This window comes from Novosphingobium sp. FW305-C-30-35 (assembly GCF_058783135.1).
Map to the genome: position 1 here is coordinate 472,465 of NZ_JBYSYJ010000001.1, position 21,369 is coordinate 493,833.

Here is a 21,369-nt window from a genome sequence, read left to right on the forward strand (position 1 = left end):
GAGGGCGCGCAACAGTTTTTGCCTTCTACCCAAGGACCCGAGATGGCTGCCCAATACGCCTACGTCATGAAAGACATGACGAAGACCTTCCCCGGCGCGCAGAAGCCGGTGCTGAGCAATATCAACCTGCAGTTCTATCAGGGTGCCAAGATCGGCATCGTCGGCCCGAACGGTGCCGGTAAATCCACCCTGATCAAGATCATGGCCGGGATCGACAAGGACTTCACCGGCGAAGCCTGGCCGGGTGAAAACATCACCGTCGGCTACCTTGAGCAGGAACCGCAGCTCGACGAGAGCAAGACCGTGCTCGAGAACGTCAAGGACGGTGCGCGCGAGATCGCCGACATGGTCGAGCGCTTCAACCAGATCGGCATGGAAATGGCCGAGGAAGATGCCGACTTCGATGCGCTCGGTGCCGAGATGGCCGAGTTGCAGGACAAGATCGACGCGGTGGATGGCTGGACGCTCGACAACCAACTCGAAATCGCGATGGAAGCGCTGCGATGCCCGCCCGGCGACTGGTCGGTGGCGAGCCTTTCGGGCGGTGAAAAGCGCCGCATCGCGCTGACCCGCCTGCTCATCCAGAAGCCTTCGATCCTGCTGCTGGACGAACCGACCAACCACCTTGACGCTGAATCCGTCGAATGGCTGGAAAACCACCTCAAGGATTATGCCGGCGCGGTGCTGATGATCACCCACGACCGCTATTTCCTCGACAACGTGGTGGGCTGGATCCTCGAACTCGACCGCGGGAAGTACTTCCCCTACGAGGGCAACTATTCGACCTACCTCGAAACCAAGGCCAAGCGCATGGCCCAGGAAGAGCGTGAGGAAAGCGGCAAGCAGAAGGCGCTGCAGCGCGAACTCGAGTGGATCCGCCAGACCCCGGCCGCGCGGCAGACCAAGTCCAAGGCGCGTATCCGCAAGTTCGAGGAACTGCAGAACGCCCAGGACAACCGTCCGGTCGGCAAGGCCCAGATCGTCATCCAGGTGCCCGAGCGCCTTGGCGGCAAGGTGATCGAGGTGAAGAACATCTCGAAGGCCTATGGCGACAAGCTGCTGTTCGAAGACCTGTCGTTCATGCTGCCGCCCGGTGGCATTGTCGGCGTGATCGGGCCGAACGGTGCGGGCAAGTCCACGCTGTTCAAGATCCTGACCGGCAAGGAAACGCCCGACAGCGGCACGGTGGAAATCGGCTCGACCGTTCACCTCGGCTATGTCGACCAGAGCCGCGACGACCTGAACCCCGCCAACAACGTGTGGCAGGAAATCTCGGACGGCCTCGATTACATGAAGGTCAACGGGCAGGACATGTCGACCCGCGCCTACGTCGGCGCGTTCAACTTCAAGGGTCCGGACCAGCAGAAGAACGTCGGCAAGCTTTCGGGCGGTGAGCGCAACCGCGTGCACATGGCCAAGATGCTGAAGGCCGGCGGCAACGTGCTGCTGCTGGACGAACCGACCAACGACCTTGACGTGGAAACGCTGGCGGCACTGGAAGACGCGATCGAGAACTTCGCCGGTTGCGCCGTGGTCATTTCGCACGACCGCTTCTTCCTTGACCGTCTGGCAACGCACATTCTGGCGTTCGAGGGCAACAGCCACGTCGAATGGTTCGAAGGCAACTTCGCGGCCTATGAGGAAGACAAGCGCCGCCGCCTGGGTGACGCGGCAGATCGTCCGACCGCGTTGGCGTACAAGAAACTGACGCGCTGATCTTCTTTGTCAGTAATGGGCGCGCCCCGCTGGCCATCTTGGCGGGCGGGGCGTCATCCTATTTCGTCACCCTGAACTTGTTTCAGGGTCCATCTCGCCACACGCACGGACGGTGTTTGGCGAGGGATGGATGCTGAAACAAGTTCAGCATGACGGTGAGAATGCACCGACCTGCCGCACAAGATGACGACCAAGGGGATCAGCCCTTGCGGCGGAAGCGGAAGGTGAGGGTTTCGGTCTTGCCGCCTTCCTTGACCGTGACCGAGGCGGTCATGGTGTTCTTGCCGGTGCGTTCGTAGACAAGGCCGGAGAAATCGAGGCGGTCGCCCTTGCGCTCGGTCAAGGGGAAGGACGTGACCTTGTCCTTTTCCTCCCAGCCGGTGAGGTCGGCGTTAAAGTGCTTGAGGCGGTAGGTGAGCGAGCCGCCTTCTTCGACGATGGTGATGAGTTCATAGAACATCACCGTGCCGTCCTTGTTCAACTGGCGGAAGTGGCCGACCATCTGCCCGCCAGCTGCCGGGGCATAGGCTTCGAGCGCGGGTGCGCCTTCGATGCCCTCGCCTTCCCAAGAACCCTCCAGCCAGGCGACGTCCGCCAATGTTGCAGGCGGTGCGGCGTGGGCGGTGATCGGGGTGAGCAGCAGGGCGGCGAGGGCGGACAGGAGCAGCTTCATGGTTTCCTCTCCTCAGTCGAGCGCCAGTGGCAGATAGACGTGCGCGCGCTGGTGTGGCGGGGCTACTTCGTCGGCATCGTCGAGGTAGTTGATCAGGACAGGCCCCTCACCCAGTTCCAGATCGCGCGCGAGCAGCTCTGCGTAAAGCGTGTCGATCAGGCCATGCAGGTCATCATAATTGCCGGTAGCGAAGAACGAAAGGTGCGGGCCGCCCGGAATCTGGCGCTCTTCAAGGTCGCCGCCGGGCGTGCCGAGACCGCCGGTATCGAGGGCGCAGGTAAAGCGGCAGGCTTCGGGCGCGGCGTGGCGGGGATCGTCGTGCGGCATGCCCCAGATCGCCTGCAGGCTTTCCGGCCCCATCTGGGCAAGCACGAGTTCGAACAACCGTCCAAAGCCGCGGTTCAGTTCGGAATAGGCGCCGACATTACGGACGGCGAGCAGGCGCAGCGGGGCGAGTTCGACGATCTCGATGCGCAGCGCGCTCTGCGGGTCCGATCGGGGCTCGCCCAAGGCTTTGGCGGTGTTGCTGAGGCTTTGCGGGTCACTGCCGAGGGCAGACGGCGTCTGGCCCGTCGTGGCACGCAGGGCGCGGGCATAGGCTTGCGTGGTGGCATAACCGCTCTGCCCGGTGGCGGCGCTGATGCCTTGCGCTGACAGAGCGGGCAGGCTTCCGGCGAGGCGTGCGCGGGTAATGGCGGCACCGGGAGCTTCGCCGGTCATCAGGCGAAATATCCGGTGAAAGTGATATTCCGACATCGCCGCTTCGGCTGCAAGGTCCGCGAGGCTTGGCACTTCGCCTGTGGCGAGACTGCGTTCGAGCAGGGCAATGGCGCGTTCGATGCGAGTGGCGTAGCGGCTGCGTTGGTCAGGCTTCATGCGCGTCCTTCCGGGTCTCATGCACTGCCCTCATGTCTCGCTGCCGGGGTCTTGTCGTTCCCGATCTTGCGCTTTCTAGGGAGCGAGCCACGCAGCTTGCCACGGAGAGGCTGCGTCTTGGCGGGTGAAGCGGGCGCGGGTGCCGCCTTCGTGGGTGAGGTGCAACCAATCAAGGCTCCGCACTTCGACCAGCAGGACGGCGAAGTTGCCGCGGCCGGGCAAGGTTTCATCGATGGTCGGCGCAAGGTGCAGGAGGTGTTCGGGAATGGTCGACCCGGCGGCCTCCAGCACGGCGCCCGGGCCTTCCCCGGCGAGGTAACAGCGACGGCTGGAGGCGGTGGCGCACTGCCATGCGGCATCGGCGACAGGACCGCGATGTTCGATCCGCCCTTCACCGCGCATGCGGATCTGGACGCGGGTTTCGGGATCGTAGGCAAGGACGCTGACCGGGGCGCAATTGCCGATCAGCGCGCACTTGGGACTGCGCAGGTCGGTGTGGAAACGCAGGGTCAGGTCCGGTGTCGCCTCGCGCAGGACCATCATCCTGAGATCGCCATCAGCAGTGCCGACGACCGGCGTGTGCATTGCACTGCGGCGCTGCCTTGCAGCCTTGGCAAGGCGATCGGTAGCATCGGCAAGAACGCTATCGAGCGTCAACTCCATTCATCTTTCCCCATACGAACCTGAACAAAAGGCTACCAACCCGGTTCAGACATCGGACAGCGCGAATCGTTTACTACCATCGTATTAAAGCTGCGAAGGGTGTCGCGGCTCTTCATATCGGGAAAGGGTCGGTCACGATGTCCGGCAAGTCAATCTTCAGAAGCAGTGCACTTTACGCACTGGCTGTGGCCATGACCGCAACAGCAATTCCATCCACGGCATTCGCCCAGCAGCAACAGCGCGAAGAGCGTGGTGGCGGTTGGCAGCGCGGCGGTGAAAATCGGGGCGGTGAGAACCGCGGTGGTGGCAACTGGCGCGGTGGTGGTGATTTTCGCAACCAGCAGGCGCAACGTCCGCAGGCACCACAAGTGCAGGGTCCCGCCGCACCGCAGGTTCAGCGTCCGGCTTGGGGCGGGTCCAACCCCCAGGCGCAGGCAAGGCCAGAGCAATCACGGCCTGACCAGTCACGTCCCGCATGGCGGGGGCGGACCGAGGGTTCGCAGCGGGATTGGGGACGTTCGCAGGGCCGCGACTGGCAATCGGGCACCGTGAACCGCCCGGCACCGGCGCAGAACGCGGGCAGGCCTGCCGTGCCGCAGCGCGGTTGGGACGGCAGACAGTGGAACGGGACCAACCCTGGCAACCAGAACGCCGGGCGGGATTGGAACCGCGACGGTCGTGACTGGAACCGTGACCGTGACCGGGACGGGCGCAACTGGAGCCGTGATCGCGACGGGCGTGACTGGAACCGCGACAACTGGCGACGCGACGATCGCCGGGGCGACAACTGGCGCAACAGTTATCGCGGGGACTATCGCCGCTGGAGCAATGACTGGCGGCGGGACAACCGCTACAACTGGAACCACTACCGCAGCGTGAACCGCGGGATCTACCGGATGCCACGGTACTACTCACCCTATCGTGGGTACAACTACAGCCGCCTGTCGATCGGCATTTTCCTGAACTCTGGCTTCTATGGCCAGAACTACTGGATCAATGATCCCTGGGCTTACCGCCTGCCCCCCGCATACGGTCCGTATCGCTGGGTGCGTTACTGGGACGACGTGCTGCTGGTCGATGTCTATTCCGGCGAAGTGGTGGACGTGATCCACGACTTCTTCTGGTAAGTCGGGCAACCCATCCGGCCCCTGCACCAGACGGTGCGGGGGCCTTTTTCGTGCGCGGTCAGGCCCTGCTGTACTCCGCCAGCGCGCGCAGCACGTTTGTCATCATTTCACGTCCTTGCCCCGTCAGCCGCACATAGCGGCGGCGGGCATCAGTACTATCCGGTTCGCGAAAGATCAGCCCTTCCTCTTCAAGGCGAGCAATCCAGCGCAGGATAGTCGTCGACGGAATTCCCGCATCGAGACAGACGCTCGACACCTGGATATCGGTGCGGCGGCAGTCGGCGATGAACAGATCAAGAAGGATGTCCCAGCCGGGCTCTGCGAAAAGGCCTGGTCGCCCGCTTGCCTCGTCACGTTTGCGACGCAGGTTGTAGAGCGCCTTTGCAAGACGCAGGATTTCGGCGTTGGGATCTACGTAAGCGTCCAAGCAATGCTCCATGCGAGCGACAAGAAATCACGAGGAGCGTGCTGGCACCCGGCGCCGACAAGTGGCATTGCGGCTTTGCAGATACCGACCCTTGAAGGTCTGGCAGCGTTCATGATCTATTGGTGACCCGAGATGACCTCATAAGGAAGTTTGGTTAACGCAAAGGACTGCAGAAAGCTTCGCCAAATCCATAGTATTAGTCCGGTTCGGATCAATTGAACTGGATTGCGGTGACGAGCCGATTCCAACATGAGATCGTGCAATATGGGATTGTTTTCAAAGAAGAGTCAGTCATATGCAGAGACTTCGGCGCTGCGTTTGATCGGAGAGACAGTCCGCAAGCGTCTCGCAAACGACTCTGGCGTCTATCGTATCCCGGTGGATGGGCTCGAGATCTTTGGCGTGGCGGATTTCTTTTCGGCCGCAGAGTGCGAAAGGCTGATCGCGATCGTCGACAAGGTGGCGCGCCCCTCCCCCACCTACAAAGGTACGGACGCGACTGGCCGAACCAGCTATACCGGGGACGTGGATCCGTTTGACCCTTTCATCCTCATGCTGCAGCGCCGGATTGACGACCTGATCGGAATCGATCCCGCGTTCGGCGAGACGATCCAGGGGCAACGCTACGAACCGGGACAGGAGTTTCGTGGCCACTATGACCACTTTCTGCCTTCGCAGCACTTCTGGGATACGGAACAGAAACGCGGCGGCCAGCGTAGTTGGACGGCCATGGCGTATCTCAACGCCGTGGAGGAAGGCGGGACAACCGACTTCACCCGTGTCAACCTCTCCATCCCGCCGCAACCGGGTGCGCTCTTGCTCTGGAACAACATGAAGCCCGACGGCACACCAAATCCTGATGCCCTGCACGCCGGAACGCCGGTTGTGCGCGGCAAGAAGTATGTCCTGACCAAGTGGTACAGGTCGCGCCCGTGGCACTGAAATGGGGGGCCTGGCACGGCCTGATTGCACTCGCTTTGTTGCAGCCGGGCGCAAGCCATGCTGCAACTGCTGCAACTGCTGCCACAGGTTCTTCCGTTGTCGCCGCGCAGATCGACAATGGCCCTCAGGCATCATCCGGTCTTCCGGAAAATGCCCAGCTTGAGCGGATCTTTGCCGATGAAATGCGGCAAGGCTTCGCGCTCGATCCTGTTGGCGCCCTGCAGCAAGGCCAGCGCGTTTCGGTCGAGGCATTCCTGCAGTTGTTCTCGCCAGAACTTGCCAGGGAGCGGCGCGAGGCAAATGCGCAACTGCTGGCGCGGCTGCGGCAAATAAGCCCCAGCAAACTGGACGAGCAACATCGCCTGTCGCGCGAAGTGCTGATCGATGCAAAAAGCGCAGACGCCGCACTGCTGCAACCCGATCTTCTGGCATTGACCGAGGTTCGCCCGTTCAACCACTTTGGCGGTTTCCACGTTTCCTACCCCGAACTGTCATCTCCGGGCAGCGGCATCGCCCTGGAGACGACGCGCGATTACGAGCTTCTGATCGCACGGCACCGCGTGCTCGGGCGCGTCTTCGATCAGGCTACTGCGCGCTTCCGCGAGGGAATGGCAAGCGGAGTGACCGAGCCGAGGCTGACGGTGGACAACATGATCGCGCAGATCGATGCCCTGCTGGCCCAGCCGGTCGAGCGATCGCCATTCACCAGCCCGGCGCGCAGCTTTCCCAGCACCTTTTCAAGCGCGGAGAAACTGCGGCTGCGCAGGGATCTGTATGCAGTCACACGGCGCGACATCTACCCGGCCTATTGGAAGCTGCGTCGGTTTCTGGCGGATGACTATCGCCCTGCAGCCCGCGAGCAGGTGGGCCTCTCTGCCTTGCCGGGAGGTGGCCCGCTCTACCGCGAACTGATTCGGGCCTATACCACGCTCGATCTCGACCCCGAGACCGTTCACGCAATGGGCCTGGGCGAAGTGTCGCGAATCCAGACCGAGATGGAGCAGGTCAAGACGGAGCTGGGCTATACCGGTCCCTTGCGCGGGTTCTTCGACGATCTGCGAACCAATCCGCGCTACCACCCCAGAACCGAACAACAGCTCGCGGAGGGCTTTCGCGCGGTCGGTCGCAAGGTTGATGCGCTGGCTCCACGCTACTTCCTGCATTTGCCGCGCACGCCCCTGCAGATCCAGCCCTACCCTGCCTATCGCGCGAAGTTCGAAGCAGGTGGGAGCTATGCGCAAGGGACGCCCGATGGCGTGCAGCCGGGCACGTTCTTCTTCAACACCTACGACCTCAAGAGCCGATACCTGACGGGCGTGACCACACTTTACCTGCATGAAGGCGCGCCGGGCCATCACTTCCAGATCAGCCTTGCCCAAGAGAACACGGCACTGCCCGATTTCCAGCGCTTTGGCGGCAATAACGCCTACATCGAAGGCTGGGCGCTCTACGCCGAAACCCTGGGTTTCGAGATGGGTCTCTACAAGGACCCGATGCAGCATTGGGGCACCTTGGACGACGAGATGCTGCGGGCGATGCGGCTGGTGGTGGATACGGGCCTTCACGCAAAGGGGTGGACCCGCGAGCAGGCGGTAGATTACATGCTTGCCAATTCGGGCATGGGCCGCAGCGACGCCGAGGCGGAAGTCGACCGCTACATTGCCATTCCGGGACAAGCGCTATCGTACAAGATCGGGGCGCTTACGATCCAGCGGCTGCGCAAGGAAGCAGAGTCTGCGCTTGGCCGAAAGTTCGACATCCGCGCATTCCACGACCAGGTGCTGGGGAGTGGAGCGCTGCCGATGAAAGTGCTGGAAGGCAAGGTGCGCGGGTGGATCGCACGCACCCGCGCTGCCCGTTGATCAATCGCCGAGCGCTTCGGCGATCAGCTTGCGAGTATTGCTGACGCCGTAGAGCGCAATGAAGCTGCCCATGCGCGGTCCGGCGCTGGAGCCCAGAAGCGTTTCATAGAGGCACTTGAACCAGTCGCGGAGCTGCTCGAACCCGTAATGCGGGTCCTTGCCGATCTCGTAGACGATGTTCTGCAGTTCCTCTGCGGTGGCATCGTCGGACGTACCGGCGAGTTCCTCGTCGAGCGCTGCCAGAGCCTTTGCCTCGTTCTCTTCCGGCTTGCGGCGCTGCAAAGTCGGGGCGATGAAATCGCGGTTGTAGGCCAGAGCGCGGGTGACGAGGCCATCGAGTGCGGGGTGCGCTGCAGGATCGGCGTTCTCGACATAGTTGCCAAGATACGACCAGACCTGATCGCGCGTGGCCTGCGCGCCCAATACGCCGACGAGGTTGAGCAGCAGGCCGTACGTGACCGGGAGCTTTTCGCCCTCACCCTCGGCCGGACCGTTAGTGCGCAACAGGTGCCATACGGGGTTGCCGAGCTGCTGTTCGATCGGTTGGGTCGGGATCTTTTCGCGGAACTGCCAGTATTCGTCGACCGCGCGGGGGATGATCCCGACGTGGAGCGACTTGGCGCTCTTGGGCTCACGGAAGAGGTAAAAGCCCAGGGACTCCTCACTGCCGTATTCGAGCCACTGCTCGATGGTCAGGCCGTTGCCCTTGGACTTGGAGATCTTCTCGCCCTTCTCATCAAGGAAGAGTTCGTAGATCAGGCCCTCGGGGCGCTGGCCGCCGAGCACGCGGGCGATCTTGCCCGACTGCGTGACGCTGTCGGTGAGGTCCTTGCCGCACATCTCGTAATCGACGCCAAGCGCGACCCAGCGCATCGCCCAATCGACCTTCCACTGCAGCTTGGACCAGCCGCCGAGGATGGTGTGTTCGATGGTTTCGCCATTGCTGTCGGTGAAGCGGACGATGCCGGCTTCGGCATCGACCACCTCGACCGGCACCTGCAGCACTTCGCCGGTGGTCGGCGAGACAGGCAGGACCGGCGAATAGGTCTTCCGGCGTTCCTCGCGCAAGGTGGGGAGCATGATGTCCATGATCGCCTGCCAGTTGCGCAGCACGCCCTTCAATGCGTCGTCGAAGGCGCCGGAATTGTAGCGGTCCGAAGCCGAGACGAACTCGTAATCGAAGCCGAAGCGATCGAGGAAATCGCGCAGCATGGCGTTGTTGTGGTGCGCGAAGCTTTCGAACTTCTCGAAAGGGTCGGGAATGCGGCTGAGCGGATGGCCGAGATGGGCATCGAGCAGCGCCTTGTTCGGCACGTTGTCCGGCACCTTGCGCAAGCCGTCCATGTCGTCGGAGAAGGCGACGAGGCGTGTGGGATGGCCTCCCGTCAGCACTTCATAGGCACGGCGAACCAGCGTGGTGCGCAGGACTTCCTGGAACGTGCCGATGTGCGGCAGGCCCGAAGGACCATAACCGGTTTCGAACAGAACCGGGACCAGTTCGCCTGACGCATCGCGTTTGCCGCCGGGGAACCGCTTTATGAGCTTGCGGGCTTCCTCGAAGGGCCAAGCCTTGGAGGTCTGGGCGGCGGTGCTGATTGCGTCTGTCATGGTGCCCGCCCTTTTGCGCGTGGGCGCGACGGGTGCAAGAGAAAACCGGGGATGACCAGACGACGAAAGGGCGGGCGCCACGCTCACGCGACGTCCGCCCTTCCGTGGAGGCTTCTGAGGGAGGCTTACTTCAGAAGCGAGAGCACGTTCTGCTGGGCCTGGTTGGCCTGGGCGATCATGGCGGTCGACGCCTGGCTGAGGATCTGTGCCTTGGCCATGGCGGTGGTTTCCGCCGAATAGTCGGTATCGAGAATGCGCGAGCGGGCATCCGACAGGTTGGTGATGTTGTCGTTGAGGTTGTTGATCACCGATTCAAGACGGTTCTGCCCTGCACCAAGCAGCGAACGCGCGCCCGAGATCGAGTCCAGTTCGGAGTCCAGCGTACCGAGCAGGGTGTTGGCTGCGGTTGCCGTCGATACATCGTATGAGCCGGCAGCACCGCCCGAGGCCTGCAGCGTGGTGAGATCGGCGATCTCGAGGATGACCTGGTCCGAAGCGTCCGAGCCTGCCTGGATCGTGATTGACGTGACGGTGCCGTCGAACAGCTGCACGCCATTGAAATTGGTGTTGGTGATGATCTGATCGACCTGCGCGGTAAGCTGGTCGACTTCGCTCTGCATGTAAACGCGGTCGGTGGCGTCCTGATAGGTGCCCGAGGCCGATTGGACGGCCAGTTCGCGAATCCGCTGCAGCATTGCGGTCACTTCGTTCAGCGCGCCGTCGGCGGTCTGAGCAAGGCTGATGCCGTCGTTCGAGTTGCGGACGCCCTGGCCCATGCCCTTGATCTGCGAGGTCATGGTCGTGCTGATGGCGAGGCCTGCGGCGTCGTCCTTCGCGCCGTTGATGCGCTTGCCGGTCGACAGACGCTCCATCGCTGTACCCAGCATCTTGTTGGCCGAGTTCGAAGCATTCGTAGCGCGTATGGCGCTGATATTCGTGTTGATGACTGCCATTTCCCATTCTCCACTATGGGCCGGAGCATCTGGTGGGACACGCCGGTATTGGTTGCTGTGGAGAAGGACGGCTGCGGGGCGCAGGTTTTAAGGGGGACGGTAAATCGCGGTGAAAGGCTCTGTTTTGGCTGGCCGTGGGGTTGTGCGGTGTTCCATTCCTGTTCTAACGCTGCAGGGTGACCGAACGCCCTGCCCTTGCCCTGCCAGCGATTCATGCAAGCCACGGCGGATGCTGGCTGCGTGACGGCTTTGCCACGCGCGGACTTGGCAAGGGCGAGGCGATCGTGGCAGCCGCCGATACGCCGCTGCTTATGCTCAATGCACCGCTGGTGGCGAGCAGGCTCGGCTATCCGGACCTTTCGGGGCTCGATCTGCTGGAGCTGTTCGCGTTCGTGCATCCGGCGCGGTTCATGGTGCCTACGCCGAAGGGCCTGGCCCATGCTTTGGGGCTTGAGGAGCCATCCGGCGACGACAAGGTGCCGCAACTGCTGCAGGAAGCCGCAGAGGCTTTGCTTGCCACATGCGAGAGTGCGGACTGGGCCGAGCGGGAGGGAGCGTGGACAGCGCTGCAATCGCTGGTTCGGATGCGCTGGCCTTGGGGCACCTTGCTGACCCCGCGCATTCGCAAGCCGGACCGGGCCGAGCGCTGGCTGTTTGCCAAGCTGCCGGAGTGGGAAGAGGCGGCCGAGCGGCCTCAGCCGGCGCAGGTCGTGTTGGGCGAAGCGGCAGTGGTCTCGCGACTTGCCGAACTGACGGGCGCCGGGGCCGAGGCGCGGCCGACGCAGCAGGACTATGCGCGCGAAGCCTCGCGCATGTTCGCGCCGCGACAGGGACAGGGCCAGCCGCATGTGGTGCTGGCACAGGCGGGCACGGGCACCGGCAAGACATTCGGCTATCTCGCGCCGTCCTCGCTGTGGGCGGAGCAATCGGGCGGGACGGTCTGGGTCTCGACTTACACCAAGGCGCTGCAGCGGCAGTTGCGGCGCGAGAGCCGGCGCGCGTTTCCAGCCTCGCGCAACGGCAAGCCACCCGTGGTGGTGCGCAAGGGGCGCGAGAACTACCTGTGCCTGCTCAATCTGGAAGACGCGCTGCAGGGCGGCTTTGCCGGGCGGGCGGCGATCCTGGCGCAACTGGTGGCGCGCTGGGCGGCCTACTCGCAAGATGGCGACATGATTGGCGGTGACCTGCCCGGCTGGCTCGGCACGCTGTTCCGCAAGCGCGGCATCGCGGCTCTGACCGACCAGCGCGGAGAGTGCGTCTATGCCGGGTGCCCGCATTACCGGAAGTGCTTCATCGAGCGCGCTGCGCGGGCCTCTGCCGATGCGGAACTGGTGATTGCCAATCATGCGCTGGTGATGGTCAACGCCGCGCGCGGGCGCGACGCTGCGCAGCGGCCGACGCGGATCGTTTTCGACGAAGGGCACCATGTGTTCGAAGCGGCGGATTCGACGTTCTCGGCGGCACTGACGGGCGCGGAGACAATCGAGCTGCGGCGCTGGGTGATCGGGCCTGAGGGCAAGTCGCGCGGAAGGCGGCGCGGGCTTTCGGCCCGGCTTGCCGATGTGGCGAGCTATGACGAGGAAGGCGAGCGCGCGATTTCGCAGGCGCGCGAGGCGGCTGAGGCCCTGCCCTCGGAAGGCTGGCTGGCGCGAGTGGTGGAAGGGACTCCGTCAGGGCCTCTGGAGGAGCTGCTGAGCGCGGCGCGGGCGCTGGCCTATGCGCGCGACGAAAGCGGCGGGCAGGAAGCGGGCTATGGGCTCGAGACCGAGATCGCGCAACTGGACGGCGGGTTCATCGAGGTGGCTGGGCGCGCGCAGGAGGCGCTGGAGGCCTTGCGCAAGCCGCTGGTGCGGCTGGGGCTGCGGCTGGAGGCCATTGTCGAGGACGGACCGGACTGGCTCGATGGTCCGGCGCGAGCGCGGATCGAGGGGGCGCGCAGTGCGATCGGCTGGCGCAGCGATCTCATCGCGGGATGGATTGCGCTGCTGGCGCGGCTGGGTGGGCCGGGCGACCCCGATTTCGTCGACTGGATTGCGGTGGAGCGTTCGGACGGGCGTGAGTGGGATGTCGGGCTGCACCGGCATTACCTCGATCCGATGAAGCCCTTTGCCAATGCCGTGCTGGCGCCTTCTCACGGGGTGATGATGACCTCGGCCACGTTGCGTGATGGCGATGAGTGGCAGAGCGCGGTCGAGCGCAGCGGGGCGCCGCATCTGGACATTGCGCCGCGCCTGTTCACGGCGGACAGCCCGTTCGACTATGCGTCCCAAGCCGAAGTGCTGATCGTGACCGACGTGCCCAAGGGCGACATTCCGGCACTGGCAGCGGCCTATGGGCGGCTGATCGAAGCTTCGGGCGGCGGGGCGCTTGGGCTGTTCACTGCGATCAGGCGGCTGCGCGCGGTCTATGGCCGCATTGCCGACCGCCTGGCGCGGGGCGGATTGCCGCTGTTCGCGCAGCATGTCGATCCGATAGACACCGGCACGCTGGTCGACATCTTCCGCGACGATCCGCGCGCCTCGCTGCTCGGCACCGATGCCCTGCGCGACGGGGTGGACGTGCCGGGGGATTCACTGCGGCTGGTGGTTATGGAGCAGGTGCCGTGGCCCAAGCCTTCGATCCTGCACCGCGCGCGGCGACTGGCCGGCGGTGGTTCGGCCTATGACGACCGGATCATTCGCGCACGGCTGGCGCAGGCCTTCGGGCGGCTGATCCGCTCGGCGGGGGACAAGGGACATTTCGTGGTGCTGTCCTCGGCCTTCCCCTCGCGGCTGCTCTCGGCCTTTCCGGCAGGCACGCCGATCCGGCGCGTGACGCTCGATGTGGCTTTACAAAGCGTCGGTGCCAGTGTTTCTGGGCGAGAGAGTGCACAGACACCGCGCGAGGGGATTTCGTGAAGACACTGGCCCTGTTTCGCCACGCCAAATCTGACTGGAGCGATGCGCGCGCGCGGGATTTCGACCGCCCCTTGAACGAGCGCGGCAAGCGCGGGGCGCGGGCGATGGGCGAATATATCCGCGATACCGGCCGCACCTTTGACCGCATGATCGCCAGCCCTGCCGTCCGCGCCGCCGAAACGGTGGAGGAATGCAGCAAGGCGTGGAAGTGCACGTTCAAGATCGAATGGGACCGGCGCATCTACCTTGCCAGCTCGGCCACGCTGATCGACCTGCTGAAGGAACTGTCCGGCGATCCGAAGAGTGTGCTGATGATCGGGCACAATCCGGGGCTGGAGGACCTGATCTTCGACCTCGTGCCCGATGACGGCTCCAGCCCTTTGCGCGAAGTGGTGGAAGAGAAGTTCCCGACCGCGACCTTTGCGGTGATGGAGCTTGATGTGGACGACTGGGCGGACGTGACCGAGGGTTGCGCAAGGCTGGTGGAGATCAAGCGGCCGCGGGATCTGGATCCGACGTTGGGGCCGGTGTTGGTGGATTGAGGTTGTAACGGATGATTGGCAGCTTTGCCGCCGAGTGTCTGCTATTCAACTATTTGCAGCGAAAGCCGACTTTCCGGAAATGACGCCGTTGCGGGCGTGAGACTCAACTGCGAAGATGCGCAGATGCGGTATGTTTCCATCATCATTTCTCTGACTACACTGGCAAGTTGTGCCTCGTCTCAAAGGGATAGCCATTCAGCCTTGATGGACCAGATCGAAAGCGCGATACAGCTACCACCCGAAGCAGAGCCTTTAGAAAGCTATGCGCGCTACTACACTGAGTATAAAGGGTCGGTGCGCGGAACTTACACAACCCAAGTAGAACCGCCCAGGCCCTCCGACTACGGCTGCGAAGAGGTACAATCGGATGGCAGCTTAAAGACGGTCGACTGTCCTGCGCCGGCCGACGCTAGACCTGGCGAACGACGGTGGGTGAAGTTTGATGACTACCCTGCTGTTGCAGGTGAGAACTGCACTGCAATTCAGCTAGAGTATGATCTGCGGACAAGGAAGATTACCTACCTCGAATGTGCGCGACCTTATTATTGACGCTCATCGTCAACTAGCCTGGCTCGCTGCAATCTTGCCGAAGGTTCTTTACCACCACTATCTTTAATCTGAAGTCTACCAACCACCACCGGAGGCCGTTCAATCGGAAGTGAAAGGTCAGCGCGCCCTACTCTTCCAACGCAGCAGCCAGCCGGTCGCGGATGGATTGCAAGTAAGTCACGAGTGGGGCGGCGGATTGTTCATCTGGAGCCATGGGCGCAGGCTCTGCCGACGGGGCTGCGTTCGCAGCAGTCCCCTTCCTCCCCCGCAGCGCTTGCCTTGCGCCCTTGATCGTGAAGCCTTCCTTGTGGAGGAGGCGGTGGATTTCGGTGATGAGGGCGACGTCTTCGGGGCGGTAGTAGCGGCGGCCGCCCGCTCGGGTGAGCGGGCGGAGCGTGGGAAACTGCTCTTCCCAATAGCGCAGGACGTGCTGACGAATGCCGAGCGCCTTGGCCACTTCGCCGATTGTGCGGAAAGCTGCCGGGTCTTTACCGTCGTCCGGAATAGGTCCGGCATCGGGAAGTTCGGGGACGCTCATCCGCTGGTGATCAGCCCTGGCCGATGCGGTCCTTCAGCATCTGGCTGGCGCGGAAGCTGAGGACGCGGCGCGGCGTGATCGGCACTTCGATACCGGTCTTGGGATTGCGGCCGATCCGCTCTGCCTTGTCGCGCAGAAGGAAGGTGCCGAAGCCGGAAATCTTCACGTTTTCACCCTCAGCCAGTGCATTGCACATGTGCTGAAGAATGGATTCAACCATTTCGAGCGAATCCGCACGGGAAAGCCCCACGCGACGGTTGATGCTCTCGGCCAGATCGGCCCGGGTCAGTGTACCTACAGAACGCATCCTTTATTCCCCCCAGAAGTCAGAAGACGCCAAGGGGGCTGACAATAACGCTGATTCTGCGGAACGCAATGCAATCCATTGCTTGCGAACGATAAGACTGGCTCGACGTGGGACGTCCCGAGTCCGTCAGATCGAGTCCGTCAGATGCGGACGAGGCTGGCGCCCCAGGTGAAGCCGCCGCCCATGGCTTCGAACATCACCAGATCGCCCTGCTTGATGCGGCCATCGCGCATCGCGACATCGAAGGCGAGCGGCACCGAAGCAGCGCTGGTGTTGGCATGTTGGTCGACTGTGACGACCACCTTTTCAGCGGGAAGATCGAGCTTGCGCGCCGTGGCGTCGAGGATGCGGAAGTTGGCCTGGTGCGGTACGACCCAGTCAATCTCGCCGGCATCGTGGCCCGTCGTCTCAAGCACTTCGCGCAGGACATTGGCGAGATTGGTGACAGCGTGGCGGAAAACCTCGCGGCCTTTCATGCGGACCTTGCCAACTGTACCGGTTGTTGACGGACCGCCATCGACATAGAGCAGTTCGTTGTGCGCACCATCGGCGTGGAGGCGCGAGGCCAGTATGCCAGGCGCCTTGGGATCGTTTTCGTCAACGTCCTGCGCTTCGAGCACGATGGCGCCGGCACCATCGCCGAACAGCACGCAGGTGGTGCGATCTTCCCAGTCGAGAATCTTGCTGAACGTCTCAGCGCCGATGACCAGCGCGCACTTGGCCATCCCTGTACGGATCATCGAATCCGCAGTGGCCATTGCATAGAGAAAGCCCGAGCAAACCGCCGCAACGTCAAACGCGATGCCGCCGTTGCAGCCGAGATTGTGCTGAACGATGGTGGCGGTTGCTGGAAAGGTCTGGTCGGGAGTCGCCGTGGCCAGCACGATCAGATCGACCTGCGCCGCTTCAATCCCGGCGGCTTCGAGGGCGCGTCGGCCAGCCTCGGTGGCGAGGGTGGAAGTGGTCTCCCCCTCCCCTGCAAGATAACGCTGGCGAATCCCGGTGCGCTCGACGATCCATTCGTCGGTCGTATCGACCATGGTCGCCATTTCGGCATTGGTGACGCAGCGCTGTGGCAGCGCCGAGCCGCTGCCGCGAATGATCGAACGTAGGGTCATGCCGCGTCCTCACCGGTTGCGGCAGGGGCCGCGCTGCGGCCACCGCGACCGGAGGTGCGGCCAGAAGTCCTGATCGTCTCGGCGCCAAGGCGCGCGAGGTCGGCTTCGATACGCTCGGTCAGGTTTTCCTCCAGCAGGCGGGCCGTGACGGCAACGGCATTGGCGACGCCGAGCGCCGATGCGCTGCCGTGACTTTTCACAACCACGCCATTGAGGCCAAGGAAGACCGCGCCGTTGTGGTTGTTGGGATCCAGATGGTGCTTGAGCAGCTCGGTCGCCGGGCGCGAAATCAGGAAGCCGAACTTCGAACGCAGCGACGAGGAGAAACTGCGGCGCAGCAGATCGGCCACGAAGCGGGCCGCGCCTTCCATCGACTTCAATGCGATATTGCCCGAGAAGCCATCGGTGACGACAACGTCGCAATCGCCGCGCGAGAGCTTGTCCGCCTCGGTGAAGCCGTCGAACGTCATCGCGAGATCGCCGGCCAGCTCCTTGAGCTGGTTGGCGGCATCGCGCAGGGCATCGGTACCCTTGGTCTCTTCGGTGCCGATATTGAGCAGGCGCACACGCGGCGCGTCGAGCCCGTTGACGATGCGAGCGTAGGCCGCCCCCATGATCGCGAACTGGACGAGGTTGCGGGCATTGCAATCGGTATTGGCGCCAAGATCGAGCATGATCAGGTCATGTTCGCCTAGCGTCGGCAGCAGGGCCGAGAGTGCGGGGCGATCGATACCTGGCATGGTACGCAAGGCGAGCTTGGCCATGGCCATGAGCGCGCCGGTGTTGCCGGCGCTGACAGCAGCGCCGGCGTGGCCCTGCTTCACCGCGTTGATCGCCAACCCCATCGAGGTGGTCTTGGCGCGACGGAGGGCCTGCGTCGGCTTCTCGTCACCCGACACGACATCAGGCGCGTGAAGGATTTCCGAGGCTTCGCGAAGATTGGGGTGGTTTTCGAGGGCCTGCTTGATGCGGCCCTCGTCACCAACGAGAAGGAACTTGAAACGGTCATGGCGACGACGGGCAAGTGCCGCGCCTTCAACCATAACGCGCACGCCCTCATCACCGCCCATCGCATCGACGGCGATACGCGGCAGGCTCATGTCCTCAGTCCCCCCGTTTTAAGGCTTAGAGCCCGACGGCGATGACTTCGCGACCGTTGTAGTGACCGCAAGCATTGCACAGGTTGTGCGGGCGCTTGAGTTCACCGCAGTTGGAGCATTCATGGAACGCTTCGACGCTCAGCGCGTCATGGCTGCGGCGCATGCCACGGCGTGAGGGCGAAGTCTTTCTTTTGGGGACGGCCATCTCGGCACCTGTTCTTAGAATTGCGTAGTTTTGTTGCGGGCGCGATAGGGAAAACCGGTCCATCGCACAAGCCCTGTTTGCGGCAGGACCCGTACGCGGCGAAGGACGCCAGACAGACACGGGATTCGCCAATCACTGGGCGAAGGCGCGCCTATACGGATTTTCTGGTGCTTTGCAAGCGCACCCGCGCTAGCCTTGGCCGCAGATCCCAGGACGGACGAACACAAGGGGGAGTACCTGAAGGCATGACTATACTGCCAATCACGCTGTGCGCGGCTGCGGCCGCTGCGGCGATCAACATCTGGCTTTCGATCCGTTGCGGCATGGTCCGCTCTGCCAAGAAGATCAGCATCGGCGATGGCGGCGACATGGATCTGATCGCGAGGATGCGGGCGCAGGCGAACTTTGTCGAGAACACGCCTGTCGTATTGGTGCTGATTGCGGCGGTGGAGCTGGCGCGGACCAGCAACCCGTGGCTGATGGGCGTGGCCGCTATCTACATGCTTGGCCGCGTAGGCCATGGCGTCGGCATGGACGGCGGGCCGCTCGGGTTCCTTCGCGGCGTGGGTACGCTGACGACGATGCTGACCCAGCTTGGTCTTGGCGTCTGGGCGGTTTCGATCGCTCTGGATATGTGAGAGTTGCAGGGGTGGCGCAGCAACATGCCCACCCCCAACCCCTCCCGCCTGCGGGAGGGGAGATCCCTCAGCTTAGGGCATAGTCGCTGACATAAGCGTTGGTCTGGCGTTCACGGCCGAACGTGCTGTTGGGGCCGTGACCGGGAACGAAAGTCACGTCGTTGCCGAGCGGCCAGAGCTTTTGCGTGATCGAATCGATCAGGTCCTGATGATTGCCCATGGGGAAGTCGGTGCGGCCGATCGATCCCTGGAACAGCACATCGCCTACGATCGCTACCTGTGTGGGGGCGTGGTGAAAGACGACGTGGCCGGGTGTGTGACCGGGGCAGTGGATTACGTTGAGTTCAACCTCGCCTACGGTGACCTTGTCTCCATCATTGAGCCAGCGGGTGGGTTCGAACACTTCGCCATCGATGCCATAGCGCTGGCCGTCCTCATCGAGGCGGCTGATCCAGAAGCGGTCATCCTCGTGGGGGCCCTCGATCGGCACACCGAGTTCACGGGCGAAGATACCGACGCTGCCGCAGTGATCGATGTGACCGTGGGTAACCAACAGCTTCTCGATGGTGACGCCGGTCATTTCGATCGCCTTGCGCAGCTTGTCGAGATCGCCGCCGGCATCGATGAAGGCGCCGCGCATGGTCCTGGTGCACCAGACCAGCGTGCAGTTCTGCTGCAGCGGCGTGACGGGGATGATCGCGACCTTGAAAGGCGGCTGGGCGGCGGTTTGGGTGGCGGCTACGGTCATGCCTGCCGATTTGGAGCGAAGGCACCATAATTGCAATGCTCCGGTCCCGGGCTTAGGTTTGCCCGATGATATCGATCCGCCCCTCCCGCCCCACAGATGGTGAGCGTGCGCTGGAAATCTGGGCCTCTGCAGTGGATGCGACCCACGACTTCCTGTCGCCCGAAGACCGGCTGGCGATTGGCAAAGAGGTTGCGGGCTTTCTTCCCGGTACGCCCATGACTGTAGCTGTGGATGCGAGCGACCGCGCCCTCGGCTTCATGATCGTGGACGATGGAAGCATCGAGGCTCTGTTCGTCGATGCCGCCTGCCATGGCCAAGGCGTTGGCAAAGCCCTGATCGAACATGCGATTCAGGCACTTGGAGCACATCGCCTTGAGGTCAACGAGCAGAATGCACGCGCCCGGGGGTTCTATTGCCGGATGGCCTTTGCCGAGATCGGCCGCAAGGAGATGGACGGCCAAGGCCGGCCCTATCCGCTGATCCTCATGGAACTGCGCAGCTAGAGTCGGCCGCCTTTCCAGACGACCCGGCCGACGAGCTCGACCTCGTTCAGCGAGCGCTCAAGGCGAGGATAGGCGGGATTGTCTGAAATGATCCGCACTGTGCCGCCAGGGCCGGATTCGAGGCGCTTGACCAGCAGCACGTCGTCGAGCCGGATCACGTGAATTCCCGCGCGCAACGGGCGCGGAGTGCGGTCAACGAGGATCTCGTCGCCATCGCGCAAGGTCGGCTCCATCGAATCACCTTCGACTTCGATCACCGAAAGCATCGCCGGTTCCAGCCCCTGCCCCTTGAGCCAGCGGTGATTGAAGCGCAGGCGACCGGAAGGAATCTCCTCTGCCGGGAGTGTGCCGGGACCAGCTGAAGCGCCCAGCGGCAGGCGGGGAATGTCGGCCCATTCGGCGGCCATGGACCGAGTGGGCTTGACGCCACGCGATGCTCCCTGCCCCGCGGTAATTACACCGCCGCGGGGCGAGGCACCAAGATCGGTTTCCGGAACGCCGAAGAACTCCGCAAGCGTTCGGCGGTCATTCTCTTCCAGCTTGCGCGGACTGCCTTTGCGGACGAATTGCTGGAGATAGGTGGTGTTACGACCGATCAGCGCCGAGAGCGCCGAGAGGCTGACGCCGCGCTGCGTGGCAAGGCCCACAAGACGGGTGCGTGTGCCGTCTTCCGATTCGCTGTCTGCCGGGACCATTTCGCCTTACTCCGATTTCGAAGGACTTTTCCTAGCATTGTAGGATTTGAGGATCAACATAGGAAAAATCCTATTTCGAGTCGTCTCGCCGACTCCGCAGCTGGAGGTTTAGAAACGCCATGTTGCTCCGCAAGATCGAGAGCTTCCTTCGCCAGACGGGCATGTCAGTCACCAAGTTCGGCCGCCTTGCCGCCCACGATCCCCGTCTTGTGGGTGATCTGCGCAACGGTCGTGAGCCGCGTTCTGGAATGGTGGAACGCGTAGAACATTTCATGAACAACTTCGGAGAGAATGTCCATGCTGCTTGATCCTCATGCTTTCGAGACCAAGGCGCTTGCTGAATGCGTTCCTCCTCCTCTCACCCCTCGCCCATCTCCCGCCGAGCGCCTGTTGCGTGGCGTGCGCGAGATCAGTGGGCCACATGCCGAAGTTGTCAGCCATGACGAGACGCCGTGGGCGAGCATCACATTTTCAGGCTCGCGGCACCGTCTGGTGCTCCGCTTTGCCGGCAGCGAGGCGGTAAGTGACGGCGAGAGCTTCATCGCGGTTCTGCCCGAACACGAGTTCAAGTTGCGAGGGCGGCTGGTGGCCGATGCTGCGGTGACCCGGGTTGACCATGAGGTCCTGCCCGCACCGCTCATGGAGGTGGAGTGCGAGATCCTGCTGCTCGACGAGAACTGAG

At 63.2% G+C, this 21,369-nt stretch carries 23 protein-coding genes; 9 read left to right on the plus strand and 14 right to left on the minus strand.

Annotation, left to right across the window (positions count from 1 at the left end):
* The first annotated feature begins 42 nt into the window (after positions 1-42).
* Positions 43-1,716, plus strand: a complete 1,674-nt coding sequence (gene ettA, locus AC3WLM_RS02515) for an energy-dependent translational throttle protein EttA (protein WP_039331432.1) — start codon at positions 43-45, stop codon at positions 1,714-1,716.
* Positions 1,717-1,915: 199 nt separating this feature from the next.
* On the opposite strand, the gene AC3WLM_RS02520 is transcribed toward ettA, so the two are convergent.
* The 3 genes from AC3WLM_RS02520 to AC3WLM_RS02530 all read right to left on the minus strand — a co-directional run bounded on the left by AC3WLM_RS02520 (position 1,916) and on the right by AC3WLM_RS02530 (position 3,928).
* On the minus strand, positions 1,916-2,389 hold the full coding sequence (locus AC3WLM_RS02520) for a DUF6265 family protein (protein ID WP_492476504.1): 474 nt from the start codon (positions 2,387-2,389) through the stop codon (positions 1,916-1,918).
* A gap of 12 nt (positions 2,390-2,401) precedes the next feature.
* Entirely contained in the window at positions 2,402-3,265 is an 864-nt protein-coding gene (locus AC3WLM_RS02525; protein WP_492476505.1) for an AraC family transcriptional regulator, read from the minus strand.
* A 75-nt stretch (positions 3,266-3,340) separates the two neighbouring features.
* Positions 3,341-3,928, minus strand: a complete 588-nt coding sequence (locus AC3WLM_RS02530) for a flavin-binding protein (protein WP_492476506.1) — start codon at positions 3,926-3,928, stop codon at positions 3,341-3,343.
* A gap of 191 nt (positions 3,929-4,119) precedes the next feature.
* On the opposite strand from AC3WLM_RS02530, the gene AC3WLM_RS02535 reads away from it, so the two are divergent.
* A complete protein-coding gene (locus AC3WLM_RS02535) occupies positions 4,120-5,055 on the plus strand; it encodes an RcnB family protein (protein WP_492476507.1) in 936 nt (311 codons plus the stop codon).
* A gap of 58 nt (positions 5,056-5,113) precedes the next feature.
* Here the strand turns inward: AC3WLM_RS02535 and AC3WLM_RS02540 are convergent, their stop codons facing one another.
* The gene (locus tag AC3WLM_RS02540; protein WP_039331512.1) at positions 5,114-5,482 is read right to left on the minus strand and encodes a MarR family transcriptional regulator; all 369 of its coding nucleotides are present in this window, start codon (positions 5,480-5,482) and stop codon (positions 5,114-5,116) included.
* Positions 5,483-5,860: 378 nt separating this feature from the next.
* On the opposite strand from AC3WLM_RS02540, the gene AC3WLM_RS02545 reads away from it, so the two are divergent.
* Both AC3WLM_RS02545 and AC3WLM_RS02550 read left to right on the plus strand, forming a co-directional pair.
* On the plus strand, positions 5,861-6,424 hold the full coding sequence (locus tag AC3WLM_RS02545; RefSeq protein WP_492476508.1) for a prolyl hydroxylase family protein: 564 nt from the start codon (positions 5,861-5,863) through the stop codon (positions 6,422-6,424).
* Positions 6,415-8,286, plus strand: a complete 1,872-nt coding sequence (locus tag AC3WLM_RS02550) for a DUF885 domain-containing protein (RefSeq protein WP_492476509.1) — start codon at positions 6,415-6,417, stop codon at positions 8,284-8,286. Before AC3WLM_RS02545 ends, AC3WLM_RS02550 begins: the two co-directional genes overlap by 10 nt.
* Here AC3WLM_RS02550 and AC3WLM_RS02555 read toward each other — a convergent pair whose 3' ends face one another.
* Both AC3WLM_RS02555 and AC3WLM_RS02560 read right to left on the minus strand, forming a co-directional pair.
* Positions 8,287-9,894, minus strand: a complete 1,608-nt coding sequence (locus AC3WLM_RS02555) for a lysine--tRNA ligase (RefSeq protein WP_193828039.1) — start codon at positions 9,892-9,894, stop codon at positions 8,287-8,289.
* Positions 9,895-10,019: 125 nt separating this feature from the next.
* Complete coding sequence (locus AC3WLM_RS02560) at positions 10,020-10,847, minus strand: flagellin N-terminal helical domain-containing protein (RefSeq protein ID WP_039331445.1); 828 nt, start codon at positions 10,845-10,847, stop codon at positions 10,020-10,022.
* A 176-nt stretch (positions 10,848-11,023) separates the two neighbouring features.
* Here AC3WLM_RS02560 and AC3WLM_RS02565 point away from each other — a divergent pair, with 176 nt between their 5' ends.
* The gene (locus AC3WLM_RS02565) at positions 11,024-13,744 is read left to right on the plus strand and encodes an ATP-dependent DNA helicase (protein ID WP_492476510.1); all 2,721 of its coding nucleotides are present in this window, start codon (positions 11,024-11,026) and stop codon (positions 13,742-13,744) included.
* A complete protein-coding gene (locus tag AC3WLM_RS02570; protein WP_118074123.1) occupies positions 13,741-14,286 on the plus strand; it encodes a SixA phosphatase family protein in 546 nt (181 codons plus the stop codon). Before AC3WLM_RS02565 ends, AC3WLM_RS02570 begins: the two co-directional genes overlap by 4 nt.
* Before the next feature lie 676 nt (positions 14,287-14,962).
* On the opposite strand, the gene AC3WLM_RS02575 is transcribed toward AC3WLM_RS02570, so the two are convergent.
* The 5 genes from AC3WLM_RS02575 to rpmF all read right to left on the minus strand — a co-directional run bounded on the left by AC3WLM_RS02575 (position 14,963) and on the right by rpmF (position 18,103).
* A complete protein-coding gene (locus AC3WLM_RS02575; RefSeq protein WP_193828037.1) occupies positions 14,963-15,373 on the minus strand; it encodes a MerR family transcriptional regulator in 411 nt (136 codons plus the stop codon).
* Between the two features lie 10 nt (positions 15,374-15,383).
* Positions 15,384-15,680, minus strand: a complete 297-nt coding sequence (locus AC3WLM_RS02580; RefSeq protein ID WP_174544584.1) for an integration host factor subunit alpha — start codon at positions 15,678-15,680, stop codon at positions 15,384-15,386.
* A gap of 140 nt (positions 15,681-15,820) precedes the next feature.
* Positions 15,821-16,798 carry a beta-ketoacyl-ACP synthase III gene (locus tag AC3WLM_RS02585; RefSeq protein WP_492476511.1) on the minus strand — a complete coding sequence of 326 codons (978 nt, stop codon included), beginning with the start codon at positions 16,796-16,798 and terminating at the stop codon, positions 15,821-15,823.
* Complete coding sequence (gene plsX / locus AC3WLM_RS02590) at positions 16,795-17,898, minus strand: phosphate acyltransferase PlsX (protein ID WP_492476512.1); 1,104 nt, start codon at positions 17,896-17,898, stop codon at positions 16,795-16,797. Before plsX ends, AC3WLM_RS02585 begins: the two co-directional genes overlap by 4 nt.
* A 25-nt stretch (positions 17,899-17,923) precedes the next feature.
* Positions 17,924-18,103, minus strand: a complete 180-nt coding sequence (gene rpmF, locus AC3WLM_RS02595; protein WP_039331452.1) for a 50S ribosomal protein L32 — start codon at positions 18,101-18,103, stop codon at positions 17,924-17,926.
* Positions 18,104-18,348: 245 nt separating this feature from the next.
* Between rpmF and AC3WLM_RS02600 the strand changes: the two genes are divergently transcribed.
* The gene (locus AC3WLM_RS02600; protein ID WP_492476513.1) at positions 18,349-18,741 is read left to right on the plus strand and encodes an MAPEG family protein; all 393 of its coding nucleotides are present in this window, start codon (positions 18,349-18,351) and stop codon (positions 18,739-18,741) included.
* Between the two features lie 67 nt (positions 18,742-18,808).
* Here AC3WLM_RS02600 and AC3WLM_RS02605 read toward each other — a convergent pair whose 3' ends face one another.
* Positions 18,809-19,489, minus strand: a complete 681-nt coding sequence (locus tag AC3WLM_RS02605; protein WP_492476514.1) for an MBL fold metallo-hydrolase — start codon at positions 19,487-19,489, stop codon at positions 18,809-18,811.
* A 65-nt stretch (positions 19,490-19,554) separates the two neighbouring features.
* Here AC3WLM_RS02605 and AC3WLM_RS02610 point away from each other — a divergent pair, with 65 nt between their 5' ends.
* The gene (locus AC3WLM_RS02610) at positions 19,555-19,992 is read left to right on the plus strand and encodes an acetyltransferase (protein ID WP_427464583.1); all 438 of its coding nucleotides are present in this window, start codon (positions 19,555-19,557) and stop codon (positions 19,990-19,992) included.
* Here AC3WLM_RS02610 and AC3WLM_RS02615 read toward each other — a convergent pair.
* Both AC3WLM_RS02615 and AC3WLM_RS02620 read right to left on the minus strand, forming a co-directional pair.
* Positions 19,989-20,687, minus strand: coding sequence for a S24 family peptidase (locus AC3WLM_RS02615; protein WP_427464585.1), 699 nt, complete (start codon positions 20,685-20,687; stop codon positions 19,989-19,991). The two genes, AC3WLM_RS02610 and AC3WLM_RS02615, sit on opposite strands and share 4 nt — an antisense overlap.
* Before the next feature lie 164 nt (positions 20,688-20,851).
* Positions 20,852-20,986: a hypothetical protein gene (locus tag AC3WLM_RS02620; protein ID WP_492476515.1), complete on the minus strand. Its 135-nt coding sequence runs from the start codon at positions 20,984-20,986 to the stop codon at positions 20,852-20,854.
* On the opposite strand from AC3WLM_RS02620, the gene AC3WLM_RS02625 reads away from it, so the two are divergent.
* A complete protein-coding gene (locus tag AC3WLM_RS02625; protein WP_492476516.1) occupies positions 20,985-21,368 on the plus strand; it encodes a hypothetical protein in 384 nt (127 codons plus the stop codon). The two genes, AC3WLM_RS02620 and AC3WLM_RS02625, sit on opposite strands and share 2 nt — an antisense overlap.
* Position 21,369 lies beyond the last annotated feature (1 nt).

What these genes read in the sequence shown, in the direction of transcription:
- ettA (WP_039331432.1), top strand. Translation starts at nt 43, where the DNA reads ATGGCTGCCCAATACGCCTACGTCATGAAAGACATGACGAAGACCTTC.
- AC3WLM_RS02520 (WP_492476504.1), bottom strand. Translation starts at nt 2,389, where the DNA reads ATGAAGCTGCTCCTGTCCGCCCTCGCCGCCCTGCTGCTCACCCCGATC.
- AC3WLM_RS02525 (WP_492476505.1), bottom strand. Translation starts at nt 3,265, where the DNA reads ATGAAGCCTGACCAACGCAGCCGCTACGCCACTCGCATCGAACGCGCC.
- AC3WLM_RS02530 (WP_492476506.1), bottom strand. Translation starts at nt 3,928, where the DNA reads ATGGAGTTGACGCTCGATAGCGTTCTTGCCGATGCTACCGATCGCCTT.
- AC3WLM_RS02535 (WP_492476507.1), top strand. Translation starts at nt 4,120, where the DNA reads ATGACCGCAACAGCAATTCCATCCACGGCATTCGCCCAGCAGCAACAG.
- AC3WLM_RS02555 (WP_193828039.1), bottom strand. Translation starts at nt 9,894, where the DNA reads ATGACAGACGCAATCAGCACCGCCGCCCAGACCTCCAAGGCTTGGCCC.
- AC3WLM_RS02560 (WP_039331445.1), bottom strand. Translation starts at nt 10,847, where the DNA reads ATGGCAGTCATCAACACGAATATCAGCGCCATACGCGCTACGAATGCT.
- AC3WLM_RS02575 (WP_193828037.1), bottom strand. Translation starts at nt 15,373, where the DNA reads ATGAGCGTCCCCGAACTTCCCGATGCCGGACCTATTCCGGACGACGGT.
- AC3WLM_RS02580 (WP_174544584.1), bottom strand. Translation starts at nt 15,680, where the DNA reads ATGCGTTCTGTAGGTACACTGACCCGGGCCGATCTGGCCGAGAGCATC.
- AC3WLM_RS02585 (WP_492476511.1), bottom strand. Translation starts at nt 16,798, where the DNA reads ATGACCCTACGTTCGATCATTCGCGGCAGCGGCTCGGCGCTGCCACAG.
- plsX (WP_492476512.1), bottom strand. Translation starts at nt 17,898, where the DNA reads ATGAGCCTGCCGCGTATCGCCGTCGATGCGATGGGCGGTGATGAGGGC.
- rpmF (WP_039331452.1), bottom strand. Translation starts at nt 18,103, where the DNA reads ATGGCCGTCCCCAAAAGAAAGACTTCGCCCTCACGCCGTGGCATGCGC.
- AC3WLM_RS02600 (WP_492476513.1), top strand. Translation starts at nt 18,349, where the DNA reads ATGACTATACTGCCAATCACGCTGTGCGCGGCTGCGGCCGCTGCGGCG.
- AC3WLM_RS02605 (WP_492476514.1), bottom strand. Translation starts at nt 19,489, where the DNA reads ATGACCGTAGCCGCCACCCAAACCGCCGCCCAGCCGCCTTTCAAGGTC.
- AC3WLM_RS02610 (WP_427464583.1), top strand. Translation starts at nt 19,555, where the DNA reads ATGATATCGATCCGCCCCTCCCGCCCCACAGATGGTGAGCGTGCGCTG.
- AC3WLM_RS02615 (WP_427464585.1), bottom strand. Translation starts at nt 20,687, where the DNA reads ATGGTCCCGGCAGACAGCGAATCGGAAGACGGCACACGCACCCGTCTT.
- AC3WLM_RS02625 (WP_492476516.1), top strand. Translation starts at nt 20,985, where the DNA reads ATGCTGCTTGATCCTCATGCTTTCGAGACCAAGGCGCTTGCTGAATGC.
- AC3WLM_RS02620 (WP_492476515.1), bottom strand. Translation starts at nt 20,986, where the DNA reads ATGGACATTCTCTCCGAAGTTGTTCATGAAATGTTCTACGCGTTCCAC.